This window comes from Paenibacillus sp. E194, assembly GCF_000935845.1.
GTDB classification, from domain to species: Bacteria; Bacillota; Bacilli; order Paenibacillales; family Paenibacillaceae; genus Paenibacillus_B; species Paenibacillus_B alvei_B.
On record NZ_JMDX01000030.1, the window covers coordinates 17,014 to 37,950 of the forward strand.

Genomic DNA, 20,937 nt, shown 5'->3' on the forward strand with positions numbered 1-20,937 from the left:
TGCGGTTTTGAAATAAGTTTGAGGGTTACATTGTTGTAAGGAAACGATATTACTATTTCAATCATTAGAACTTAGTATTTATAAACAAAAAAGAAAGCCCCTGTAAGGGGCTTTCTTTTTAATAATTACTTAACGAAGTATCCAGGAAGGTAAAAGTCTTTAATAGCATTACCTTGTCTGTCTTGAATTACTGTAGTACCCTGTTCTTTAAGCTCAACACGGAATGTAGTGTCAGACTTAACTTCAGTTACATCTTTAGGAAGGTTGAAGACAATCTTGAATGTTTTTTGCGTTTTGTCTCCTGCTTTAGCTGCAACGATTTGAGTAACCTCTGCAGATTTTCCATTAACTTCTACACTGAAGAAGTTTTTGAACGTGTTAGCGTCAAAATTGCTGTAAACAATAGCGTTCACAGAAACTTCTGCTTCTAAGTAAGTAGCACCAGTTACAGATTTAACTGTAACATCAGTTGCTTCAGGTCTGATTTCGCCTGTTACATCAGCAGTGAATTTCTGAATACGATTTCCGAATGTATCTGTGGAGTTATCATTTACTACTACCAATTTAGCACCGAACAGGTCTGCTGGAAGTTTGTTGTTATCATTGAATTTCAATGTCAACGTATTTCCATCCTGTTGGTAGCTGTTAGGGACTTTAGTTCCATCTTCAGTAGTAACTTTGAAGTCAGAAACATCGACACTATTCAACTTACCAGTCAATTTCACTTTCAACTCATTGCGATCGGAAACAGTAGCTTTTTCAGCATATGTTACCTTAGCCTCGCCAAGTTCATTAATTACAACTTTGTAGCTTTCGCCAACTTCGAAATAGTCGCCATCGATGTCTTTTACCAAGTTAACTACAACAGCTGGTGTATATGGAAGCTTAACTTTACCCTCTGTTGTCAAGAAAGTACCACGTTTAGCATCGATACGAATTGTATCTGGTTGTACAAGTACTGGAGTCTCATAATCATCATTCAGAGTTTTACCGAATACTGTGTACTTCGCTTTAACAGTTGCATCGCCTTCTCCATCCGTTTTCACCGCTTTAGGGAATTGGATGTAGATGTAGTCTTGGTTACCGTCGTAGGAAGTCCATGCACGAGCAGAACCAGCTTTTGCATCAGCAGTGATCTTCTTAGAGAATGGAAGCATTGTGTTGCTAACATATGCGTTGTCTTTGATACCATTCACTTCTAAGATGTAGTCACCCTCATCCAAAGGTTTGAGCAACTCGATAGTAACGGTTTTCTTGTCTTTTTTGTAAGTTGGTGTTGTCAAGATTTTACCGTCAGCTTTGTTGACAGAATCATGCTTGAAGAATTTACCATCTTTATCCTTCAAGATAAAGTTATCGCGGTTAGTTGCGGAAGACGCATCCAACTCTTTGTTGAATGTCAAAATGATCTGGTGATCATTGTTTTTCAATTCAACTTTTGTTACTTCTGGACGTTCAGCATCCAAAGAAGGGTTAACTTTAACTTCACGATTAGATTTGTTATCGCTGTAATCCGTTACACCTTCAATGTGAACTGTGTTTTCGCCCAAGTACAATGCCTTGGATTTTTCGAATTTCACAGTCACAACGTTGTCTTTAATCTCTACCTCACCCGTGTTGCTAGAGTTTCCATGGTAGATTTTTCCGATCGATTTAACAGTTTCGTTAAATACGATTTCCAATTCCATTGGATCTTTTGCTGTTGCAGATACAACTTCTGGAGCAGTAGTATCTTCAGCAATTGTAAATGTTTTTTCAATTGGAGCAATTTTCAGACCAGAGAAGTCTTCAACATTGCTGACAGTTACTTTGTGCTCACCAACAGGCAGATCAGTGGTTACGATTGCGATGTTTGGATAAACATACTTAACGGATGCACTAACTGTTTTGCCGTCAACTTTATAGTTGCTTGTAGTGAATACACCAGTTCTCTTCACAGGCTCAGAGAACACAACTTTGAATGCTTTTGTACCCAAGCCTACAACTTCTTTAACTTCAGGAGTTTTCACGTCGATTGGCGTGAATTTCACTTTTTGATCGAAAGTTTTGGACTTATCTTCGTTTTGAACGCCTTTAACTTTCAACTCGATTTCTTTTTGGTTCTTCATTGTGGAAGAATCTTCTTCCTTAAGAAGAATGTATACAGTGTTCTTGTCAAGCAATTTTACACTGTCAATTTTAGCATCTTTAACTTCGTAGTTGTCTTCTTTTTCAGCGGATTTCTTATCAACAGAACCGTCGAATTTAACAACTACTTCTTTCAAGTTTTCAGATGTAACAGACTCGATTTTTTGAGCTGCTGTGATAGCGTAAGTAACTTTAGCAGTTACGTCTTTGCCTTTGTATTGGAATTTAACTTCAGTTTCTTTGTTAGCTTCCAATGCTTTTTCCAAAGTAACTTTCACAACTTCTTTGTCAGTCATTGTGAATTCAACGTTTTTGGAGTCGATTACTTTGTAAGATGCAACTTTAGGTCCTTTAACCAATTCGTCAGCTGCATATGCTGCTTCTACCAATTGGGAGCGAGTTGCGTTAGCTTTAGGGTTTGTATCTTTGGAGAACAAACCAGCGTTAACTGCTGCTTCGAAGTATCCTTTTGCCCAATCAGTAGCTTTGTTTTGAGCGTCTTTAACTGGCTCAAGTTTCAAAGCAGTAACCAAAGTTTTGGATGCTTCTTCAACTGTGATTTTACCGTTGAAGTCAAAGATTTTCTTAGTCAAATCTTTACCTTGCATCAAGCCTTCAGCTGTTACAGCTTCGATGAATGGAGCTGCCCAGTTTTTAGCACCATAGTTTTTATCTTTGTAAGAATAAGTACCATTGATTTCTTTCAGACCGAACAATTTCACGAGTACTTTCGCGAATTCTGCACGAGTCATGTCTTTTTCAAGGCCAGCGGATCCATCTGGATAACCGTTGAATACACCTTGAGTTTTCAATGCATCAAATTTCTCTTGAGTTGTTTTAGCTGCGTCAGCACCGAAAGCTACGTTTGCGAACATAGAGAACGCCATAGCAACGGAAAGCAGAAGGGCCAATCTTTTCTTCATAACCTTTTTTTCTCCTCCTCTAAATTGCTTCGTTTGTTTAGTTTGTTGCGTAGAAGTTTGATAGTTCATTTCCCTCATTCGCCGATTCACCCCCTTCCTCAGAGTGAGCGAAATGTAATCTAAAAAGAAGTCTGCAACATAAGGACATGCCACAGAAACTAGTAATCGATTAGGAACAAATGAAAATAAATAGAAATACTCATACCACTCTAGACATTATACAATGTCAACTGCCTAGCGTAAAGTATATTTTTGTGAAATACAGGGAACACTAATTAATTTAACCACTGTATTCAAGCTTCATCATATTAAACGCACAGGTTTCGAAAAAGTTGCGCTTTGTCTGAAATTATTTAAATATTTTTTCGCAGATTTCAGACAATGCTTTCTAATTACATTCAGCAACGCATATACACGGATATGCTATACATATTGCAATACTTGAATTCATCTATATGTATGCATTAACGAATACATCTCCTAGTATAGCGCCAACCTAGCAAGCAGTCACTGGCTAATGTTTTCCACTGAATGACAGATCACCCATGAATATGATCATAGGTAGATTCATTACATGTTTACCAGATCAATGATCTTATTTGCAATGAGTATCTTCTATATATAAAGGAAGAGAGCCGAGTGTAATCGACTCTCCACTTTATTACCCGAGACTGTATATACTGAAACTTAGTTACATCTTAGGCAGCTTCTTCAAATCAATCATAGCACGTGCCATTATGAGAGCAGCGTCGCCACGGAGCATATTCGCAGATGGCTGGAATACATAACCCTTCTTCGGATCAGATGGGTCAATCGGAACTCCTGTAATGAAGCCTTTCTTCGCGATAGCAAGCACCGCTGGCTGTGCATAGTAATCAATTTTGTCCGCATCTTGGAAATACTTCAACAGATCCTTGCGAACTTTATCACGCTTCGTCTCAAGCTTCATATTTAAAGCTTTCGCGAGCATAACCGCTGCATCCTGACGGATAATCGAGTAGTCTCCACCAAATTCATTCGGAGATACTCCACGTACGATACCATCTCGTGCAGCTGTCTCTACATAGCGGAAGTCCCACAGCTGATTCACATTAATCGTATTCATCTTATCAGCCGCCGGTACAACGACGTCATTGAAATGTTTCTTACCGTCATAATTCAATGGCATCTCTTTCGCACGAACAATCATACGAGTGAATTCGCCACGAGATACATACATATCTGTTCCAAACATGGAGAATGGATCAAATGGATTCATAACGCCTTTTGCAAATATCGTTTCAATGAAATCACGTGCATATGGATGCTGTACGACATCATGATATGAATAAGACATCTTACCAACTACATAGTATCCAAAGCGCGTAATTGGAACGGTTACAGTATGTTTCTTCGAATCTACAACACCGCCAATGTTCTCCCATTGCTGTAATTCTGAATCAAAACGGAACACACTCACAGTGCGACCACCATCATCAGTTACGTTTTTATCATAACTCAATGTCAATTTACCTGGTTTAGACATGATCAGCTCATTGCGTAGGTCACGCTTATAGAACATCTCAATTGGCGAACCTGGGTATTGGTAAGGCTCAACACCATATTTAATTGGATCATAGACAGAGTCTGTCTTGATGTCATCCGCTTGACCTGGATCCATCCAAATAACTGGACCAGCCTTAATAAAGCGTTCAGGGAAGCTTGCTTCGAAAATGTTCTTTGCTTCTATCTTTGCCAAGTCATAGTTCGCTGGCTGATACTCAAATTCACGACGATCTACTTCACCATCGAATGAATTCGCAATCGCGAACAGTAGATTATGGTCACTAAATACTTGGTTTTTGAAGTTTTGCGGCACATTATAGTCGCGTCTTACGAGATTCGCGCCTTTTTCGAAGGTCAAGTTTACTATTCCTTCAAATACCTTATGTGATTTTTTCATTGGCTCCATATACTGAGCCCCTGGAATTGACGTAGGTACGTACTTCACCGTAATCGTATTTTTGAAGGTATCCTTGCCTCTTGAAATGGCAATTTCAATCTTATTGTCTTTATTTGCTTTAAGTCCTACGACAAATGCACGATACGCATTTTCGTATGGCTTTTGTGTCTTGTCATAGCTTGGGTAGTAAATAATTTTTTCTGCTGGAATTTTATTAATGACTACCTTTTCTGCGCCTGGCGAGTCAATGATCACTTCAACGAAGTTTTGATTAACTACACGCTTCTCAAGTGCAGGTTTCAAAATCGTGTATGGCACATCTACTGGTACGACTTCCAGACGGTATGTTGCACGAGGCCCGCCTTCGCCACTGTTAAATACAGTCATGTTCATTGCGACAGGAGTTCCATCACCAGGAAGATTTATACCCTTAATAATAAAGCTAAAGAATTGTTTATCATTATCATAGTAAACAGAGATTCCGTTAACCACAGCACTCGAATTGTACGTATCCCCATTTTTGTCGGTGAACATATTCTCCAATGTCCACTCGATTTTTCCTAATGGGTTTTTATCGTTCTTCAAGACAGGAGATTGAATCACTAGCTTATAATTCTGAAGCTCGTTAGCAGTACCACTGCCCCGCAAGGTTGTAAGCTTTCCTTCAATTTCAGCTTTATTTTTTCCAAGATCAACAAAGTCGAATGTCCCATACACATTCATCTGCGCTTCACGAGTCAGATAAACGCCGCCTTTTTTCTCAAAACGAGGATCATTAGGCTTCGGATCCGGATACGTTGTGCTGTATGGATAGATTCCATCTGTCTCAGGTGCTGGAATAACCGGTAAGTTAGTCGGAATGAGCGTTACTGTGATCGTGTTCTCGTAATGCGATTTTTGGGAACGGAATACAAATTTGATTTTGTTGTCTCCCATATACAACGCATTAAAGGCATCTTTCTGGTTAACTATTTTAAACTGACTTTTTGTTGTGCCTTCAGCCAGTTCCAAAGTTGTATTATTAATACTGAAAAATACCGTTTGATCTGTCCCTTTGTATTTAAGCTCTTCTTCGTTGGCAATATTGTAGATTTGACCCGCCAAGTCCTGCAATTCTTTCATGACCTGAGCTTGACGATTAGCATCTGTTGTGTCCGTATAAATCTTTTGGCCGTCAAATGCACCATCGTATTTTACATATGGCCCATATAAAAGAGTAACCGTTGCCGTATATGTTTCCGTGGAGCCATCCAAACGAAACACAATCGTCTGTTTCCCTGTGCTTGGCAGCTTATCAATCAGGTATACAACCCGGCTCATAGAAGTCGGCACCCCATTGATATTTTCAACTGTAACATCCTGAGCAACAATCGTAGGATTTAAATGGTAAGTATTAGCATCTTGCTTTTTGCCTAATGCGTCGGTTACCGATTCAATCGAAATTTTAGGACTGCTTCCATTAGGAACTAAAAATTGAATTGCAGCCGGCATGGAGAATAACTGCGCACCATCCAGCTTTCCGCCTTGCAGCGCCACAGCTTCCCCGGGCGTCATTGTATTGTTATATCCACTCAAATAATTAGCTGCGTAGATATATGGTTGGTTCGCATCCTTCAACAATACGGAAAATCCAGACATACTCTGCAATGAAGGAGTAGACAAAGCATAGTTCGTCGATGTCAATGTTAGGTTGGTACGCTTATTTTTTTGGATAGCACTAGGTATTTCAAATGAGTACTCGACAAATTTTGGATTCGAAGAGACTTCTGTCACATTGGTTGCATTGCCGTTTGTTTTATTACCGCTACCCGTTTCAATTAAATCGTAGGCAACACCAACACTAGTCGGTTTCGTCTTTGTAGCATCGTAAGGGATAAGAACACGACCATAAATTACACCATCAGTATTGGCAGTAATCGTAGGACTTTGCGATAAATCATATTTTGTTGTTCCGCCAGTTTCCTTCATGTGAACATCATGGAACGTCACATCACCATTGAAAAAAGCCACTTCTCTTGTTGTTTCAACCGATTGTGTACCGTTAAATACTTTAATCTTAACTAAGTTCCGGCCTTGCTCAATGGCAATTGGAGAAGCAAAGAACGTCCAATCATTGCTTTTGGATACGCCGAAGGACCAGCTTCGCCCGTTCACTTCGATTTGTACCTTATCTGCATTCGGTGCTTTACCCGAAATGCTAACGTTCACCGATTTTTTCCTTGGGAAGCATCCGAGTAAACAATTGTCGACTCATCTTCTTTCAAGTTGTAGACATTCCCATCCAAGGATACAGACATATCGTACATCGTTGGACCATTGCGATACTCGATGAAGATCGAGTCATACACATCCGACATGCCTTGCAAGCCTTTGAATGTAACTTGGTTCAATCCAGGATATAACTGCAAATTATACAATTGGATTTTCGAACCATTGATCATAATGTTGGCCGTTTGGCCTTCACGTTTGTCGTTCTGATCCACTAAATATTTATCCGTCGCGGTTGGATCAGGATTTTTGTTCAGCTTGTACACGCTATAAGAAATCGAATTTCCGTTAACGCCATTCAATGTTCCCTCTAGCGTCACACGTTCACTATTTGTTATACGTGCAGATGTAGGAGAATACTGTTCATTCGGAAATACGAAGTGGTTGGCGCTTGCTGCGAATGCCGTCGATACTGCTGTACCGAGAGATGCCGGGATAAGCGTAACGACAAGCGCGAGCGTCAACAGTATGGATACCAGTTTCTTCAACGCTAATAGCCTCCTTATTATAGAACCGTAGTTGAGTTGCCTCCATCGGCTCGTTCTTACTTGTTATTTCTGTTATCGGCTAATTTCGTCCTAAATTTTAGTCAAAACTCCGAAGTTGGTATTGAGAACATACAAAGAGAAGAGAAAGAACACTTACTGTGGTGCTCACGGAAGTAGAACTCTCAGAAGACTTTAGTGAAGTGGCACACATTGAGGGCAATTATTAAGCACTTAGAAATGATAAAAAGAAGATTTAACAGACCTTACAAGATACTTGTAGAGGTTCTTTTTGAGGTGTTTTTAAAAGGGAATAGCCAAGTAGTTGAATTGAAGGTTGAATTGAATAGATTCACACTTCAATGGTTTACTAAAGAAGTTCATAAACGATCCTATATGAGGTTACCAAGAAAGAGGAAAAATAACTCTATAGAAGGAAGGATTCTAATGGTTGATATAGAACCAGCAGCGCGACATAGAAGTACATATCATATTGAAATGCATATTGGACACTTTCGACGAGTATAAAAAAACCTTTGCCTCTAGTAGTTCAGGACAAGCCTGATCCTACTCAAGAGCAAAGGTTCTGTTTACAACATACATTATAATTGCGTTCTTACTTCATCAAAGTCCCCATAAAAGACCTATCACTAATGTTACTTCGAACGTGATTCAGCGTGTACCTTCATGCGCAAGCGATGCAGGATGTTCAGCATCGGCTTTCTTGTCTTACTTACGATACCAATCACCTCAGCCCCAAGCTGGAGCGATACGAGCAACACACAGATGACAACGAGCGTTACCCAGTTCGCATCATGCGATGCGGCTACAGATTGGATAACCGCCAGCAATCCGAAGAATGCAGCAATCCCGTAAATGATGAGCACTGTCTTGCGATGGCTGAAGCCCAGTTCACGCAGGCAATGGTGCAGGTGACCTTTGTCTGGTGCGAAGATCGGCTTCTTCTGGAGCCAGCGGCGTACAATCGCGAAGAATGTATCGGACAGCGGCACACCAATAATAAGCAATGGTGTAATGAAAGACATGATTGCGATCTGCTTGAAGCCCAGCATGGACAAGACAGCCAAGCTGAAGCCTAAGAACAAGGAACCGGAATCCCCCATAAAGATCTTAGCCGGGTGGAAGTTGAAGAACAGGAATCCAATAATACTTCCAAGCAAGATCGAGCAGAGCAAAATGATTACCGGATTGCCCATAAAGATCGCCATGACGAGAATAGTAGCAATGGCAATACCTGAAACACCAGCAGCCAGTCCGTCCAAGCCATCAATCAAATTAATTGCATTCGTCACACCAACAATCCAGAAGATCGTAAGCGGAATTGCAATCCATGTTTCAATGAATAAATATTTATCGCCAAACGGCACATTTACAAAGTCTACAGTTAAATCAAATCCGAATACCACGACACACGCAGCTACAATCTGACCGAGCAGTTTCGCTTTCGCGGACAACTCAACACGATCATCCAGTGCACCAATCAGAATAATGATGGAGCCTCCGGCAAGCATTGCCTTCACAAGATTCGCATCTCGCGATGAACCAAGCAGTGTATCAGGAATAAATAACATAAGTCCAAGCAGCGTCAGTACGAACGCCGCAAAAATAGCCAAACCACCCATCCGGGGCATGATGCGCGTATGCACTTTCCGCGCATTCGGTACGTCAACCGCACCTACTTTGATCGCAAATTTCTTCACTAAAGGCGTTAATCCTGTGGCAAGCAGCAGTGCTGCCAAGCAGCCACCAATTGCGTATACGGTCATCATCGGTAGTTTCAACCCCCATTTATGTTACCGGATCGAATTATACTCCGTTCAAAATGGAAACACCAATGCCGGATTCATGTGAAAACTTACGAAAATGAAAGATTAAGCGTCATTTTACTGCACTTTTGTGGGCTTATCTTTATCCCGCATCACTTTCCAAGCAAATTTAGGCAACGCCAACATTCGCATGAAGCGCTTCGGTTCCTTGACTAAGCGATACAACCATTCGATACGCAGCTTCTGTGCCCACATTGGTGCTCGCTTGGCCTTGCCTGAAATTACATCAAAGCTGCCCCCAACACCCATCATAAAGGGAACTTGCAGCTGATGGCGGTATTTCGCAATCCAAGGATCTTGTGTTTCGGCTCCGCGAGCAACGAACAACAAGTCAGGATTCGCCGTACGAACTTGTGCAATAACCTTTTCATCTTCATCACTGTTGAAAAAGCCATCTCGGTATCCGACAATGGATATGGACGGATACTGTTCTTGTAACCGTTCTGCTGCCGCTTGAACCACCTCTGGAGCTGCACCCAAGAGATACACCTTCCACTTACGTGGTTCGCCCATCTTCAGCAGCTCATGCAGCAGATCGAAGCCCGTTACTCGTTCAACGACAGGATCACCGAACTTATTAGCTGCCCAGACAATGCCTGTTCCATCTGGAACAACCAAGTCCGCCTGCTTCATGACGGCCATATTCTTATCATTCTCCAAGGCGGCCATCACCATGATGGGATTCGCTGTAATCACCTGAATGAAGCGCCCAGCGTCAATATGATCAACAAGAAGCTTTACGGTATCTTCCATATTCAACTTGGAAAAGGGAATGCCGTAAATCGAAACCTTAGGTACATCTTTCATTTCTAACATATCACAAACCACCTTACGCCTTATGACGTAGCCATTGCACAATTTGTTGCGCCGGCTGTTCCGCTTCTTGCTTCAATAAAGTTATTGCTTTTTGATGTTCCTCGCGCCAGCCATCTACATCATCGAGCAAGCTGCACATATGAGATGCAGCACGAGCAGCATCTAGCTTGGCTGTTGTGCCAATCGCCTCTTCGTGCAGTCGATGCAGGAATTGGTCGATCTTCGGATCATAAGAGATACCCGCAAACGGCACCTCTTGGGAAGCTGCATAAATGAGAGAATGCAATCGCATTCCGACTAACACCCGGCATTGACTTACTTCCTGCAGCATGGACTGAGGATGCTCAAGCGGAGTGCATAAGCTCATCACTGTGCCAGCTTCAGAAGCAGCAGCTGATGGCCCTCCACACAATCCATCTACTTCGGAAACCACATCCTCAAGCTTCTTCATGACATAACGGGAAGCCTCTTCATCACTAGCTCCATGGAACGGCAAAAACCGCAAATGGACTTTCCGCATCCGACTAAGCTGAAGCAGCATATCAGCGATCGCATCCATATCGGATCGATCTTGATTCCAGAATCGAAGGGAAACCCCAACATAAGGGCGGCCTGCCGCATCGAAACCTTTCCCATGATCGAGTACGGGCTGCCCAGGCTTAGATGACGGCAAACGAAGGCCCATTACCGGATCAGGTACAACATGGATCGCATCTTGCCCTACTCCCATTCGCATCAAGAGCTCTGCAGACTCCCGATCACGTACAGACACATAAGCTGTTCGGTTAAATATGTGACGAATGTACGGATAGAAAGACTGGCGGTTTACCGGACCAACTCCTTGCGAATAAATGAACGTCGGCTTACGGAACCACTGTGCCAGTTTCAGCACACCTAAGTAATAAGGAATCGTCTTCGAACTGGTCGCATCCTGCAGCAAGCTTCCGCCGCCGCTGATCAACCCATCGCTGCTTCGAATCGCACCCAGCAAGGCGCCGGGCTTCATTCGATGAACAGCTTGTACCCCATACAACCGAGTCGTCGTCTCTGGATCACCAGACAATACGACAGGCTCGATTGCCATGCCAGCTTCTTCGCCAGCACGCTCCAAGGCGGTCAGGATCGACAACAGAACCGCCTCGTCACCGCTATTATTGAATCCGTAATATCCGGACAGTACTATTCTTGTAGCTTTGGACGCCATGCATCCCAACACCTTTCAATGATAGTCCATACGAAAATGCCAATAATTCCGATAACCAGTCCAAGGCCAAGACCAAGAAGTGTGCGAATTGTCGACATGATAATCGGCGTATGGATATGAGCGAACGTATCTACCATAGACAACTGGCCAATAACTGCGATGATAAACGCATATAGAGCTATCCGATAACGGTATGCTGCAAATGCCGCAATCAAGAACAACGGGTGCGCCATCAAGAACTCTTTATTACGCGGCCGAACTCCCAACGTATTCTCAAGCAAGGAACGGAATGATTTCTCCAAGGAAGATACGTTTCCAGCGTTCCCCGTACGCGACAGGTAGTACATTCCCACTACGCCCGCGACGCCAGCAGCCACGACCATCAATACCGTAACTGGCATCTTAAGCCAACGATTGGCTTCCTTCACAACAGAATCTCCACGGTAGAGGAAGATATACAATGCGGTAAGGCCAATCGGCAGGAAGTGCAGCAGGCTGACTCCACGGAATTGATTTATTACAAGGCTATACGTAATGTTGTTAAGCAATGCAATCACGAACGGAATAGCCATCAGCGACAACACCGTCGTGCGTAAGAACAATCCGACCGATTTGCCAAAGCGAGCCTTGAAGCTTGTAACCGGAGGGCTCATGTCCACTCTTCGAACAGCGAGTACCATCGCAATTGTTGGCGCGCTTATCGCCACCCCAAGGGCAAGCACTTGCTCGAAGAAGGCTGGCTTCAATACGTACATTCCTGCGCTTCCAATCAAACCCAGCACGAAGACAGGAAGCATCACAACCGGCACAAAATAAGAAAGCATCAGCGCGATTAATGCTACGCCACCAATAACTACGATGATCTTCGCAATTTTCTGCCATGAAGCGTCAAATACCGTAAATGGCTCAGCTGTACCCATTGTAAATCCGTTTCTCTCGATCGATGCAATTGCATCTCCAGGTTCCTTCAGCGAGTGAATCAGATTATCAATGGAAGTCACAATCTCAGACTTCTTTATATCTTTTTTCACAGCTGCGTTCAAATAAATCATCCGAATATTGCGATCCTTCGTTGCAAGCGAGAAGCGATCAGCTAATACATCAATTTCATTGAATGATTCCTGATCGTTAATCGAATGAAGTCGAACTACATTATATTTCGTCAAATAAGCAAGCTTGTTCATCCCCTGCTGCGGCTTCTTCAAGCCTTCAATGGCAGCAATACCGATGTTGTGCTTATTCAACAAATCAGCAAAGCCTGTCAAACTTTTTTTCTCCGCATCATCATTAAAGCCTTTAACTGCATCGCCATCAAAGAGAATCCGAGTTACGCCCAATGAATTATAGTATTGCAGCAACTCATCCATTTGCTCTTGATCATATTCCGAGCTGTCTGACAAACGCGGCATAATTGTATATCCTTTATCCACAAGCTTCTGAATCGTGATTGGATCCTGTGGCATTGACTTCATCACTGCGGATTCAACCGGAGTTTCCAAGATCAATCCATTGCGGTCTTCATGCTGCCACGTACGAACCTCTACACCTAAACGAAGAAAAGTCTTCTCAATCATAGGAGAAATCTTCTGTTCATTCTCAGATGACGTGAACAAAAGATATGTATAATTTTCATTCAGTGGCGGAAGCTTCTTCTGCAGCGTTGCTGCATCGCTGGAGTTGTAAATTAACAATCTGCGTGCGGCCTTCAAATCTGACAAATTGCTTTCGAACAACGCCATCGTGTGAACGCCGGCATCTTTTAAGCGTCCCAACTGCTCATCAATAAACTCATTTGGCTTGGGCATCAGTGCAGACATATCGACCAAATTACGATAATTGAATACAATTTCAACCTTATTTGCCGACTGTTCTGTCTGTACGCGCTGCACTGCTACTGGAATAGCAGCTACCAGTCCGACAATGACCACTAGCCATAGCCACTTTTTCATTTGTCGGTTCCATTTTTCTACCTGTTGAAACACTTGTTTCCCTCCTTAAGCCATTCCGAACACATCATCATGCGGAATATCGCAATGCTTCTACCGTGCATCATTCGATGAGTTCCGAGTTCATTCGACACCGATGGCACACAACTAATGATCAGCTGCGGTTATCCATAGAATAACCGAACTCTCTTCATTCATTGCAAATGATTCCGCCTATGCTGTGTTCTACTCGCGAGTCGACAATGCGAACATCAATTCACCTTCAGCAACGACCTTATCGCCAACCTTGGCTGTTGCCTGTCCCTTGCCGATTGTTCCCTTCAAACGTGTAATCTCTACTGTGAGTGTAAGCGTGTCGCCAGGTACGACTTGTTCACGAAAACGGAAATTGTCGATTCCAGCAAAGAAAGCAAGTTTCCCTTGATTTTGCTCCAATTTCAAAATAGCTACTGCACCAACCTGTGCAAGCGCTTCAACAATAAGAACACCCGGCATAACCGGATAACCAGGGAAGTGACCTGCAAAATGCGGCTCATTCATCGTAACATTCTTAATTCCGACGGCACGTTTGCCTTCTTCTACTTCAAGAATACGGTCAACGAGCAGGAATGGGTAACGATGTGGAATAATTTCCTGAATTTGCTCTACAGTCAACATAATACAATCCTCTCTTCCTCTGCCGTATAAGACGACAGCTATACGTCAATACTAAGATCATCCTTCATGACTGCAGGCTTGAAGGTTGAGATAAGGGGCTTCCCGCAGCTTCGGCTGTTCGGGGAGCTCTCTTCTTAGAATCAGAATGCGCAACTTCCATGAAAGTCATTCTGCTGCAGTAAGATAACCGACCTGAATGTAAAACAAATGATGATTATCATCAAGTTAAAAATAAACATTTCTTCCGTTGTCCTACAAGAGACAAACCTGCATCACACCCGATGCTCAGTTTCTGCCTCTTCCTTGCGATTGATTCGAATAAACAAGAGCGCATACATAAAGGATGTAAGGAATGAGAATACAATAACCACCCATAAGAGCTCAACTGCATAAGTCCATTGGAAGTAGACGAACAGGATCGCAATATAATAGAAGACTGTCGTCAATTTCCCCATCCAATTCGCAGGCACTGTCTTCTTTCCCTTGAAATGAAATAGGGCGGAACATGCAATCATTCCTGCATCTCGAATCAGCATCGCAACAGCAGCCATCCATGGCATATCTCCAGACCATAGCAAAGAAAACATGACGGTCAGCATCATAAGCTTATCTGCCAATGGATCCAACATCATGCCGATATTCGTTACTAAATTATGTTTGCGCGCGATATACCCGTCCAGAATATCGGTCAGTCCAGCGAGCAACCAAACTCCGAATGCGGCGTACCGCTCACCTATGAAGAACAAAGCCACATATACGGGGATGAGAACGAATCGAATCATCGTCAACATATTCGGTAAATTCAACCTCAAAACCCCCAGTTCCCCCCATTTTCATAGTTCCTCCAACTCATTATACATGCCCGAAAACAAAAATGAAACTTTATCAAATCGTACAGCTCCCTATAGCCCTCAAGGGAGGAACGATGACGGGCAAAGACCTTCCAGCCACCACACAAGCAAAAAATCCCCACAAAGTGGGGACTCCGGCTATCCGAACACAAGTTGGAACAAGTGTGTCCATGTATTCACATTCAGTGCATCTGTAAAAGAGCCCTTACCTAACACGACAAATCCGGCAACCATTCCGCCGAATGTGGCTAGCACGCATAACAGTGGGACAATGGCCAGTCGAAAAATCCACTTCCCTGCCTTCGAACGGCGAACCGGCTTCTGCTGAGGTGGCTGAGGTTCTTCCTGCTCCTCCTCAGACGCTGGCTTAGCAGCTTCCTTATCCTTGCGCAGACGCTGCTTACGCCGCTCTTCGAATACTGGCTGCTGAGCAGGCTTGCCCACTACCGGCAATTCCTCATGAACGTCGGATTTGGCCTCCGTCTTCGTCTCCACATCCTCTGGTTCCGAGCCGGAATGAGAGCGGTGCAGACGCACTAACGATATATCCTGTTGCAGCGGCTCGTACTCATAATCGAGCAGCTTCTTGTCTTTCCCTTCTTGGTCACTCATTATCTCACCTGCTTCGTTTACGCGCGAAGGTTATTCGCAAGCCCCCACATTGCGTCTCCGGAAGTCAATGCCCGAGCGGACATCTGATACGCTCGCTGCGCTTGAATCAAATCATTCATCTCGTCGATCAGCGATACATTCGATTGCTCAATCATGCCTTGCCGAACGTGAACCGCTTGGTTTTGTGTAAGATCAAGATCCTCCACAACAGCATTTCGGTTCGTATTTGGGGCCATTACGTAATAGTTGTTCTCTGTCTGAATAAGGAGTTCTGGGCTGATCGGCTTCACTACCTTCAGCGTAGCGATCGGATTCGGAACAACCGTCAAGCCGTTCTTCGTCGCGAACACTTGCCCCTTGTCATTAACCTGTATCTCTTGATCCAGCCCAATTCGGATTTCAGCGCCGTCTTTGTCCAGCACCTTATCCCCTTGAGCCGTCACAAGCACCTTTTCCTTCGTATTTGGATCAATCGTATAATGAAAAGCGCCTTCTCGAATCCAAGCAGATTGACCATTCTCCAGTTCGAGCTCAAATAGCGCGTTGCCTTCCAGCGCAAAATCCGTGCTTACACCCGTTTGCTTCAATGGCCCTTGCGTGAAGTCTCGACTTAATGCAGTCAAATAAGATCCATAGCCAAGCGTATATCCCATGGGGGTCGCTCTTCCTGGCTGGCGGTAATCTTTATCATGCTGTCTTATATTCGTAAGCACATCAGCGAATGTCGCTGACTTCCGCTTATATCCGTTCGTATTCAAGTTCGCCATATTGTCCGCGACGATATCCAGCTTGCGCTGAATGCCATTCATCGAGGCAGCTGCAGAAATCATAGACTGGTTCATATCGTTCCTCCTATTCTAAGCGCTTAGACGCGCCCTACCTCATTGACCGTCTTATCCAGCGTCTTATCATAGAATTGAACGACTTTCTGATTCGCCTCATAGGCACGGAAGGCCGTCATCATATCCGTCATCGATTGCGTAGGATCTACATTAGAACGCTCCAAATAGCCTTGCTGTACTTGAATTTGCTGCTGATCCCCAGCTGTCCACGCGACTGCCGCTGCTTGACCACCACCTGCCGCATCCAATCGAAAGCGGCCATTACCCGTTCTAATGAGTTGATTCGGATTGTCGATCCGGGAAATGAGCAGATCTGCCCCTGCAATCGCAGCGTTCGTACGCGCATCATACATCCGGCCTGTCCCATCCAGTTTGATATCATCTATCGACACATTCACCGGCAATACAATTGGAGCTTGATTCCGGTTTAGCACAAGTGCTCCGTCTGCCGTCGTCAGCTCATGGCGAGCATTCAAGCGAAAATGACCATCACGCGTAAACCGCAGCTCATTGCCTTCCCGAACCGTAAAGAATGCCTCCGGCTTATAAATAATATTGCCTTGCGGATCCCGTCCCTTACCTGAAGCATCAAAAGCCACTCCCGGGACGCCCAAATCCGCCAACAATGCAAAGTCGCCTGCTTGATTCGTCTGCATCAGATCGCCTTGGCTGAACAGCATACGGCTCTCTTCCGCGAATACCCCTGTATTCAAGCGGCCAATGGTACGACCTGCCCCCTGATCTCCGCCCTGTAAGGACAGCATCATCTCAGGAAATGAACGCACTGCCCCTGTTACTGACTTGAATCCGGGCGTATTGATATTCGTAATATTGTTCGTAACCGTATCATGCCGCCGTTGTTGGGTCATCATGCCCGAGGCAGCCGTATATAAACCTCTAATCATGTCGTTTCCTCCCGATCTGTCAAAGCATATACAATGTATATCGGATTAAACGAATGATTTCTTAACGACCTTGTCCAAATTATCCAGCATGATTCCGGTACCTTTGACGACGCAGTGCATTGGATCCTCTGCAATAAGCACAGGAACCTTCAATTCGTCAGCCATCAGCTCGTCCAATCCATCAAGAAGAGCCCCGCCACCAGTCAAAATGACGCCGCGATCGATAATATCCGCCGATAATTCTGGCGGTGTCCGTTCCAATACCGACTTCGCAGCAGCGACAATCGAAGAGATTGGATCCCATAAAGCTTCTCGAACTTCATCGGATGTGATCGTTACGGTATATGGGAGGCCCGAAACCATGTCACGTCCACGGATGTCCATTTCCCGTTGTCCACCTTCACGCACCGTCCCGATGTTAATCTTAATATCTTCAGACGTACGCTCTCCGATTAGCAACTTATACTTGGATTTTATATATTTCATGATGGAGCTGTCGAACTTGTCCCCAGCAATTTTAATAGAAGAGGCGGTAACGATGTCTCCCATGGACAATACCGCCACGTCCGTCGTTCCGCCGCCGATGTCAACGACCATGTTGCCGCTCGGTTGGAAGATATCCATACCCGCGCCAATAGCCGCCGCCTTCGGTTCTTCTTCCAGGAAAACATCTTTGGCACCGCTCTTCTCAGCCGCTTCGCGAATTGCCTTCTGTTCTACTGAAGTAATATTCGTCGGCGCGCAAATCAAGATGCGTGGGTGCGAGTACCATTTGCGACCGCCGACTCGTGAAATAAAGTGCTTCAGCATTGCTTCCGTAACCTCGAAGTCAGCGATGACTCCGTCTCTAAGCGGGCGGATGGGTACGATATTGCCCGGTGTCCGACCAACCATTCTGTGGGCTTCTTCACCCACGGCGAGGACTCGCTTTGAATCGCTTTCGATTGCTACAACCGAAGGCTCGTTCAAGACGACCCCCTTCCCCTTGACATGGATGAGAACGTTTGCCGTTCCCAAGTCAATTCCAATATCCTTGCTAAGCATAAGTTCGAGAGCCTCCACATTCATTTTTCATGTCCAAATCGAGAAATTACGACCGTTTTCTGCAAAATATTTACTCATCGTTTACCATATCATACTTTCTCTGCTACGTTCAATGACAGATTGGAGGGCAGCTCACATTTTAAAAAGTTATTGGAATGGGGTGGTGGTTTAGGATTTTCCGGCTGTCATCACCTCACGTTTTTTTGAAGTCGTCTTCTTATATTTGATTTTCGTTGCTTCTCCACCACGCAAGTGACGAACGGACTTATGGTATTCGAGAATGTGCTTCACCTGATCAGCCAGATCGGGGTTAATCTCAGGCAGCCGTTCGGTCAAATCTTTGTGCACCGTGCTTTTAGACACGCCGAACTCTTTAGCGATAGTACGAACCGTATGCTTCGTTTCGACGATGCAGCGGCCGATTTTGATGGTCCGTTCTTTGATGTAGTCGTGCACGTTCCCGCCTCCCTACTCGGTTTAATTGGTACATTATATGAGGGGGTCGCACACTTATGCGTTGTAACCATGCCTGACAAGCTTGGCTTAGCCGATATTTTTGCCAAGACTCTCATCGGACAAGTCGAACAACAAGGCAATCCACGCAAAGTCAAAACAGGAAAAAAAGCTTAGTCAAGCGGAATTCCGCTTCTCGGTAATCCGTGAATTCGATCATTCATCATTGGAGTAGCACGAGCAAAAAAAATATTAGAAAAAAAGTTCGTTTCAATTCCGCTGATTCCCCCTACAAATAAAAAACGGACGATTGCCCTAAGACATTCGCCCGATGTTGTTACCATGTTTAACTGAATTAGTTTTTAACCAGAACCGTTGTCGGATTTACTGGCTTATTCTCATTGTACACCTCAAAGTGAACATGAACGCCCAGTTCCTTCTCCAATTCACTGCGACCTGCAGTAGCTAGCGCGTCGCCCTTCTTCACAGCATCGCCTTGCTTCACTTTCGTATCAGCCAAGCTCTGATATACTGTCTTCATGCCATTGCCATGATCCACTTCGACAACAAATCCATTCGTCGCATGCTGCTCAGCACGTGTTACTTTACCGCTCATTGCAGCCACTACATCAAATGCCTGCTTGTCCTTGCGCGCCAAGTCAATACCTACATTCGGAGTAAAGGTTTGCTTGTACTGCACCATTGCTGCCGCTTGCTCTTCCTTCGAAGCCTTTTCGTCATAGTACGGCATGACGACATCTACATCACCAGAATTCGCCACTGGCCAACCGAGTGTTTCGTTAGTTGCAACTACTTCGACTGCGTCTTCTTTGGTTCCAGCTGTTGTACCTGCTGTTGATTCGCCTTGCTTGATTGTTTGCCCTGCTTGCGTCGCATCCTTGTTTGGGTCGAGCGGTTTGTGATTCAAGTCTTGATAGACCCAGACTAGAGTTAGGATAATTGCTGCTGCGGCCATGTACAAAGCGGGGAATACCCATTTCTTCGACAACAGCTTTCTCCATGAGGATGTGTGAACCGCTTGAGCCCCTTGCATCGATTTGGAGGCTTCAGACGGATTTGCTGTGCTTGTCGTAGATGTATTCATCGTTGTTTTGTTTTTTGAGTTTTGATTTTGGTTTTGTTCACTCATTTGTGATCACCTCAGTAACCATTGTTACCGAGGCTAGTACTTTTATACGTAGAAATGCTAATTTTTAAGATATGAACCTACCAATGCGTCTGCATGGAGTCTAGCTCATTATATAACAAGGGTTTTCCCTGCCTCACTGCATAGTTGATCCGCGCCTTGCTGACCTATCCTTTCAACTTAGCGGATGCTAACTTCGAAGCTTTGTCCACCTTCACACCTTTATAATAGTACGTTACGATTTGCTCGGCAGTAGCCCCTTCCTTGGCCATTCCTTGCGCACCGTACTGGCTCATGCCAACACCATGCCCAAATCCGTACGTAGTAATGACTAGTTTGCCATCCACCATGCTCCAATCGAATGCACTCGAACGCAGCCCTAGCTTCTCTCGAATTTCGCGACCTGTGAACTGTTCTGTACCGACTTGAACTTGACCAACTCTCTTGCCGGCGGTACGGGATAAGATCCGTAGCTGATTCCGAATGGCTTGCACGGATCCGGACTTACTTGAAGTCCCGCCATCGGATTGCAGCTTCAATGCTTGCACGGATACACCTAGTTCTGATAGAAGCACATCTACCTTATATGTAGTGCTCTCCGCAAATCGCGGCGCTACCCGTTCATCCCAAGGGCTTGCCACACTTTTTAAATAAGGAACCGGGTTGCCCCAATAATCCTCGGCATTCTCGGTATATCCATTACTTGTGGAGAAAAACTGCAGCCATAATCGGTTTACCTTCATACGTAATGATCTGATCCTGTGTCTCTTCTACGGCGCGGCTCAGCTTCGCTGCCGCTTCCTTTGGCAGCTGCTCCATCTCCGCGAGCGGCTTATAGGCTTGATGGGCGACGGTATCGGTTACGTCG

Annotated in this window: 17 protein-coding genes; all 17 read right to left on the bottom strand. The window is 44.4% G+C overall.

Annotation, left to right across the window (positions count from 1 at the left end; translation table 11 throughout):
• Positions 1-125: 125 nt before the first annotated feature.
• Positions 126-3,128 carry an S-layer homology domain-containing protein gene (locus AZ66_RS06455; protein ID WP_044354085.1) on the bottom strand — a complete coding sequence of 1,001 codons (3,003 nt, stop codon included), beginning with the start codon at positions 3,126-3,128 and terminating at the stop codon, positions 126-128.
• 613 nt (positions 3,129-3,741) lie between these two features.
• Positions 3,742-7,200, bottom strand: a complete 3,459-nt coding sequence (locus AZ66_RS06460; protein WP_052648415.1) for an S-layer homology domain-containing protein — start codon at positions 7,198-7,200, stop codon at positions 3,742-3,744.
• Positions 7,197-7,748, bottom strand: coding sequence for a hypothetical protein (locus AZ66_RS29655; RefSeq protein WP_052648416.1), 552 nt, complete (start codon positions 7,746-7,748; stop codon positions 7,197-7,199). Before AZ66_RS29655 ends, AZ66_RS06460 begins: the two co-directional genes overlap by 4 nt.
• Positions 7,749-8,401: 653 nt before the next feature.
• A complete protein-coding gene (locus tag AZ66_RS06470; RefSeq protein WP_021258879.1) occupies positions 8,402-9,535 on the bottom strand; it encodes an MraY family glycosyltransferase in 1,134 nt (377 codons plus the stop codon).
• A 114-nt stretch (positions 9,536-9,649) separates the two neighbouring features.
• A complete protein-coding gene (locus AZ66_RS06475; RefSeq protein WP_044354087.1) occupies positions 9,650-10,408 on the bottom strand; it encodes a WecB/TagA/CpsF family glycosyltransferase in 759 nt (252 codons plus the stop codon).
• 13 nt (positions 10,409-10,421) lie between these two features.
• Positions 10,422-11,612, bottom strand: coding sequence for a polysaccharide pyruvyl transferase CsaB (gene csaB, locus AZ66_RS06480; protein WP_044354089.1), 1,191 nt, complete (start codon positions 11,610-11,612; stop codon positions 10,422-10,424).
• Complete coding sequence (locus AZ66_RS06485) at positions 11,588-13,594, bottom strand: DUF5693 family protein (RefSeq protein WP_044354090.1); 2,007 nt, start codon at positions 13,592-13,594, stop codon at positions 11,588-11,590. Before AZ66_RS06485 ends, csaB begins: the two co-directional genes overlap by 25 nt.
• A 189-nt stretch (positions 13,595-13,783) precedes the next feature.
• A complete protein-coding gene (gene fabZ, locus AZ66_RS06490) occupies positions 13,784-14,215 on the bottom strand; it encodes a 3-hydroxyacyl-ACP dehydratase FabZ (protein WP_021258883.1) in 432 nt (143 codons plus the stop codon).
• 272 nt (positions 14,216-14,487) lie between these two features.
• Positions 14,488-15,021 (bottom strand): CDP-alcohol phosphatidyltransferase family protein, encoded by a 534-nt coding sequence (locus tag AZ66_RS06495; protein ID WP_021258884.1) that lies wholly within the window; start codon positions 15,019-15,021, stop codon positions 14,488-14,490.
• A 183-nt stretch (positions 15,022-15,204) separates the two neighbouring features.
• Positions 15,205-15,678, bottom strand: a complete 474-nt coding sequence (locus tag AZ66_RS06500) for a DNA-directed RNA polymerase subunit beta (protein WP_044354091.1) — start codon at positions 15,676-15,678, stop codon at positions 15,205-15,207.
• A 17-nt stretch (positions 15,679-15,695) separates the two neighbouring features.
• Positions 15,696-16,520, bottom strand: a complete 825-nt coding sequence (locus AZ66_RS06505) for a flagellar hook-basal body protein (protein WP_021258886.1) — start codon at positions 16,518-16,520, stop codon at positions 15,696-15,698.
• A gap of 23 nt (positions 16,521-16,543) precedes the next feature.
• Positions 16,544-17,425: a flagellar hook-basal body protein gene (locus AZ66_RS06510; RefSeq protein WP_044354092.1), complete on the bottom strand. Its 882-nt coding sequence runs from the start codon at positions 17,423-17,425 to the stop codon at positions 16,544-16,546.
• A 45-nt stretch (positions 17,426-17,470) separates the two neighbouring features.
• A complete protein-coding gene (locus AZ66_RS06515; RefSeq protein ID WP_021257152.1) occupies positions 17,471-18,469 on the bottom strand; it encodes a rod shape-determining protein in 999 nt (332 codons plus the stop codon).
• A gap of 168 nt (positions 18,470-18,637) precedes the next feature.
• Positions 18,638-18,925: a sporulation transcriptional regulator SpoIIID gene (spoIIID, locus tag AZ66_RS06520; protein ID WP_021257153.1), complete on the bottom strand. Its 288-nt coding sequence runs from the start codon at positions 18,923-18,925 to the stop codon at positions 18,638-18,640.
• A 352-nt stretch (positions 18,926-19,277) separates the two neighbouring features.
• Entirely contained in the window at positions 19,278-20,072 is a 795-nt protein-coding gene (locus tag AZ66_RS06525; RefSeq protein ID WP_044354093.1) for a M23 family metallopeptidase, read from the bottom strand.
• 164 nt (positions 20,073-20,236) lie between these two features.
• Complete coding sequence (locus tag AZ66_RS06530) at positions 20,237-20,812, bottom strand: SpoIID/LytB domain-containing protein (RefSeq protein ID WP_231586756.1); 576 nt, start codon at positions 20,810-20,812, stop codon at positions 20,237-20,239.
• On the bottom strand, positions 20,769-20,888 hold the full coding sequence (locus AZ66_RS32420; RefSeq protein ID WP_231586757.1) for a hypothetical protein: 120 nt from the start codon (positions 20,886-20,888) through the stop codon (positions 20,769-20,771). The genes AZ66_RS06530 and AZ66_RS32420 overlap by 44 nt, the downstream gene beginning before the upstream one ends.
• Positions 20,889-20,937 lie beyond the last annotated feature (49 nt).

What these genes read in the sequence shown, in the direction of transcription:
- AZ66_RS06510 (WP_044354092.1), bottom strand. Translation starts at nt 17,425, where the DNA reads ATGATTAGAGGTTTATATACGGCTGCCTCGGGCATGATGACCCAACAA.
- AZ66_RS06500 (WP_044354091.1), bottom strand. Translation starts at nt 15,678, where the DNA reads ATGAGTGACCAAGAAGGGAAAGACAAGAAGCTGCTCGATTATGAGTAC.
- AZ66_RS06525 (WP_044354093.1), bottom strand. Translation starts at nt 20,072, where the DNA reads ATGAGTGAACAAAACCAAAATCAAAACTCAAAAAACAAAACAACGATG.
- AZ66_RS06455 (WP_044354085.1), bottom strand. Translation starts at nt 3,128, where the DNA reads ATGAGGGAAATGAACTATCAAACTTCTACGCAACAAACTAAACAAACG.
- fabZ (WP_021258883.1), bottom strand. Translation starts at nt 14,215, where the DNA reads ATGTTGACTGTAGAGCAAATTCAGGAAATTATTCCACATCGTTACCCA.
- AZ66_RS06470 (WP_021258879.1), bottom strand. Translation starts at nt 9,535, where the DNA reads ATGATGACCGTATACGCAATTGGTGGCTGCTTGGCAGCACTGCTGCTT.
- AZ66_RS06515 (WP_021257152.1), bottom strand. Translation starts at nt 18,469, where the DNA reads ATGCTTAGCAAGGATATTGGAATTGACTTGGGAACGGCAAACGTTCTC.
- AZ66_RS32420 (WP_231586757.1), bottom strand. Translation starts at nt 20,888, where the DNA reads ATGGAGCAGCTGCCAAAGGAAGCGGCAGCGAAGCTGAGCCGCGCCGTA.
- csaB (WP_044354089.1), bottom strand. Translation starts at nt 11,612, where the DNA reads ATGGCGTCCAAAGCTACAAGAATAGTACTGTCCGGATATTACGGATTC.
- AZ66_RS06530 (WP_231586756.1), bottom strand. Translation starts at nt 20,812, where the DNA reads ATGAAGGTAAACCGATTATGGCTGCAGTTTTTCTCCACAAGTAATGGA.
- AZ66_RS06505 (WP_021258886.1), bottom strand. Translation starts at nt 16,520, where the DNA reads ATGAACCAGTCTATGATTTCTGCAGCTGCCTCGATGAATGGCATTCAG.
- AZ66_RS06475 (WP_044354087.1), bottom strand. Translation starts at nt 10,408, where the DNA reads ATGTTAGAAATGAAAGATGTACCTAAGGTTTCGATTTACGGCATTCCC.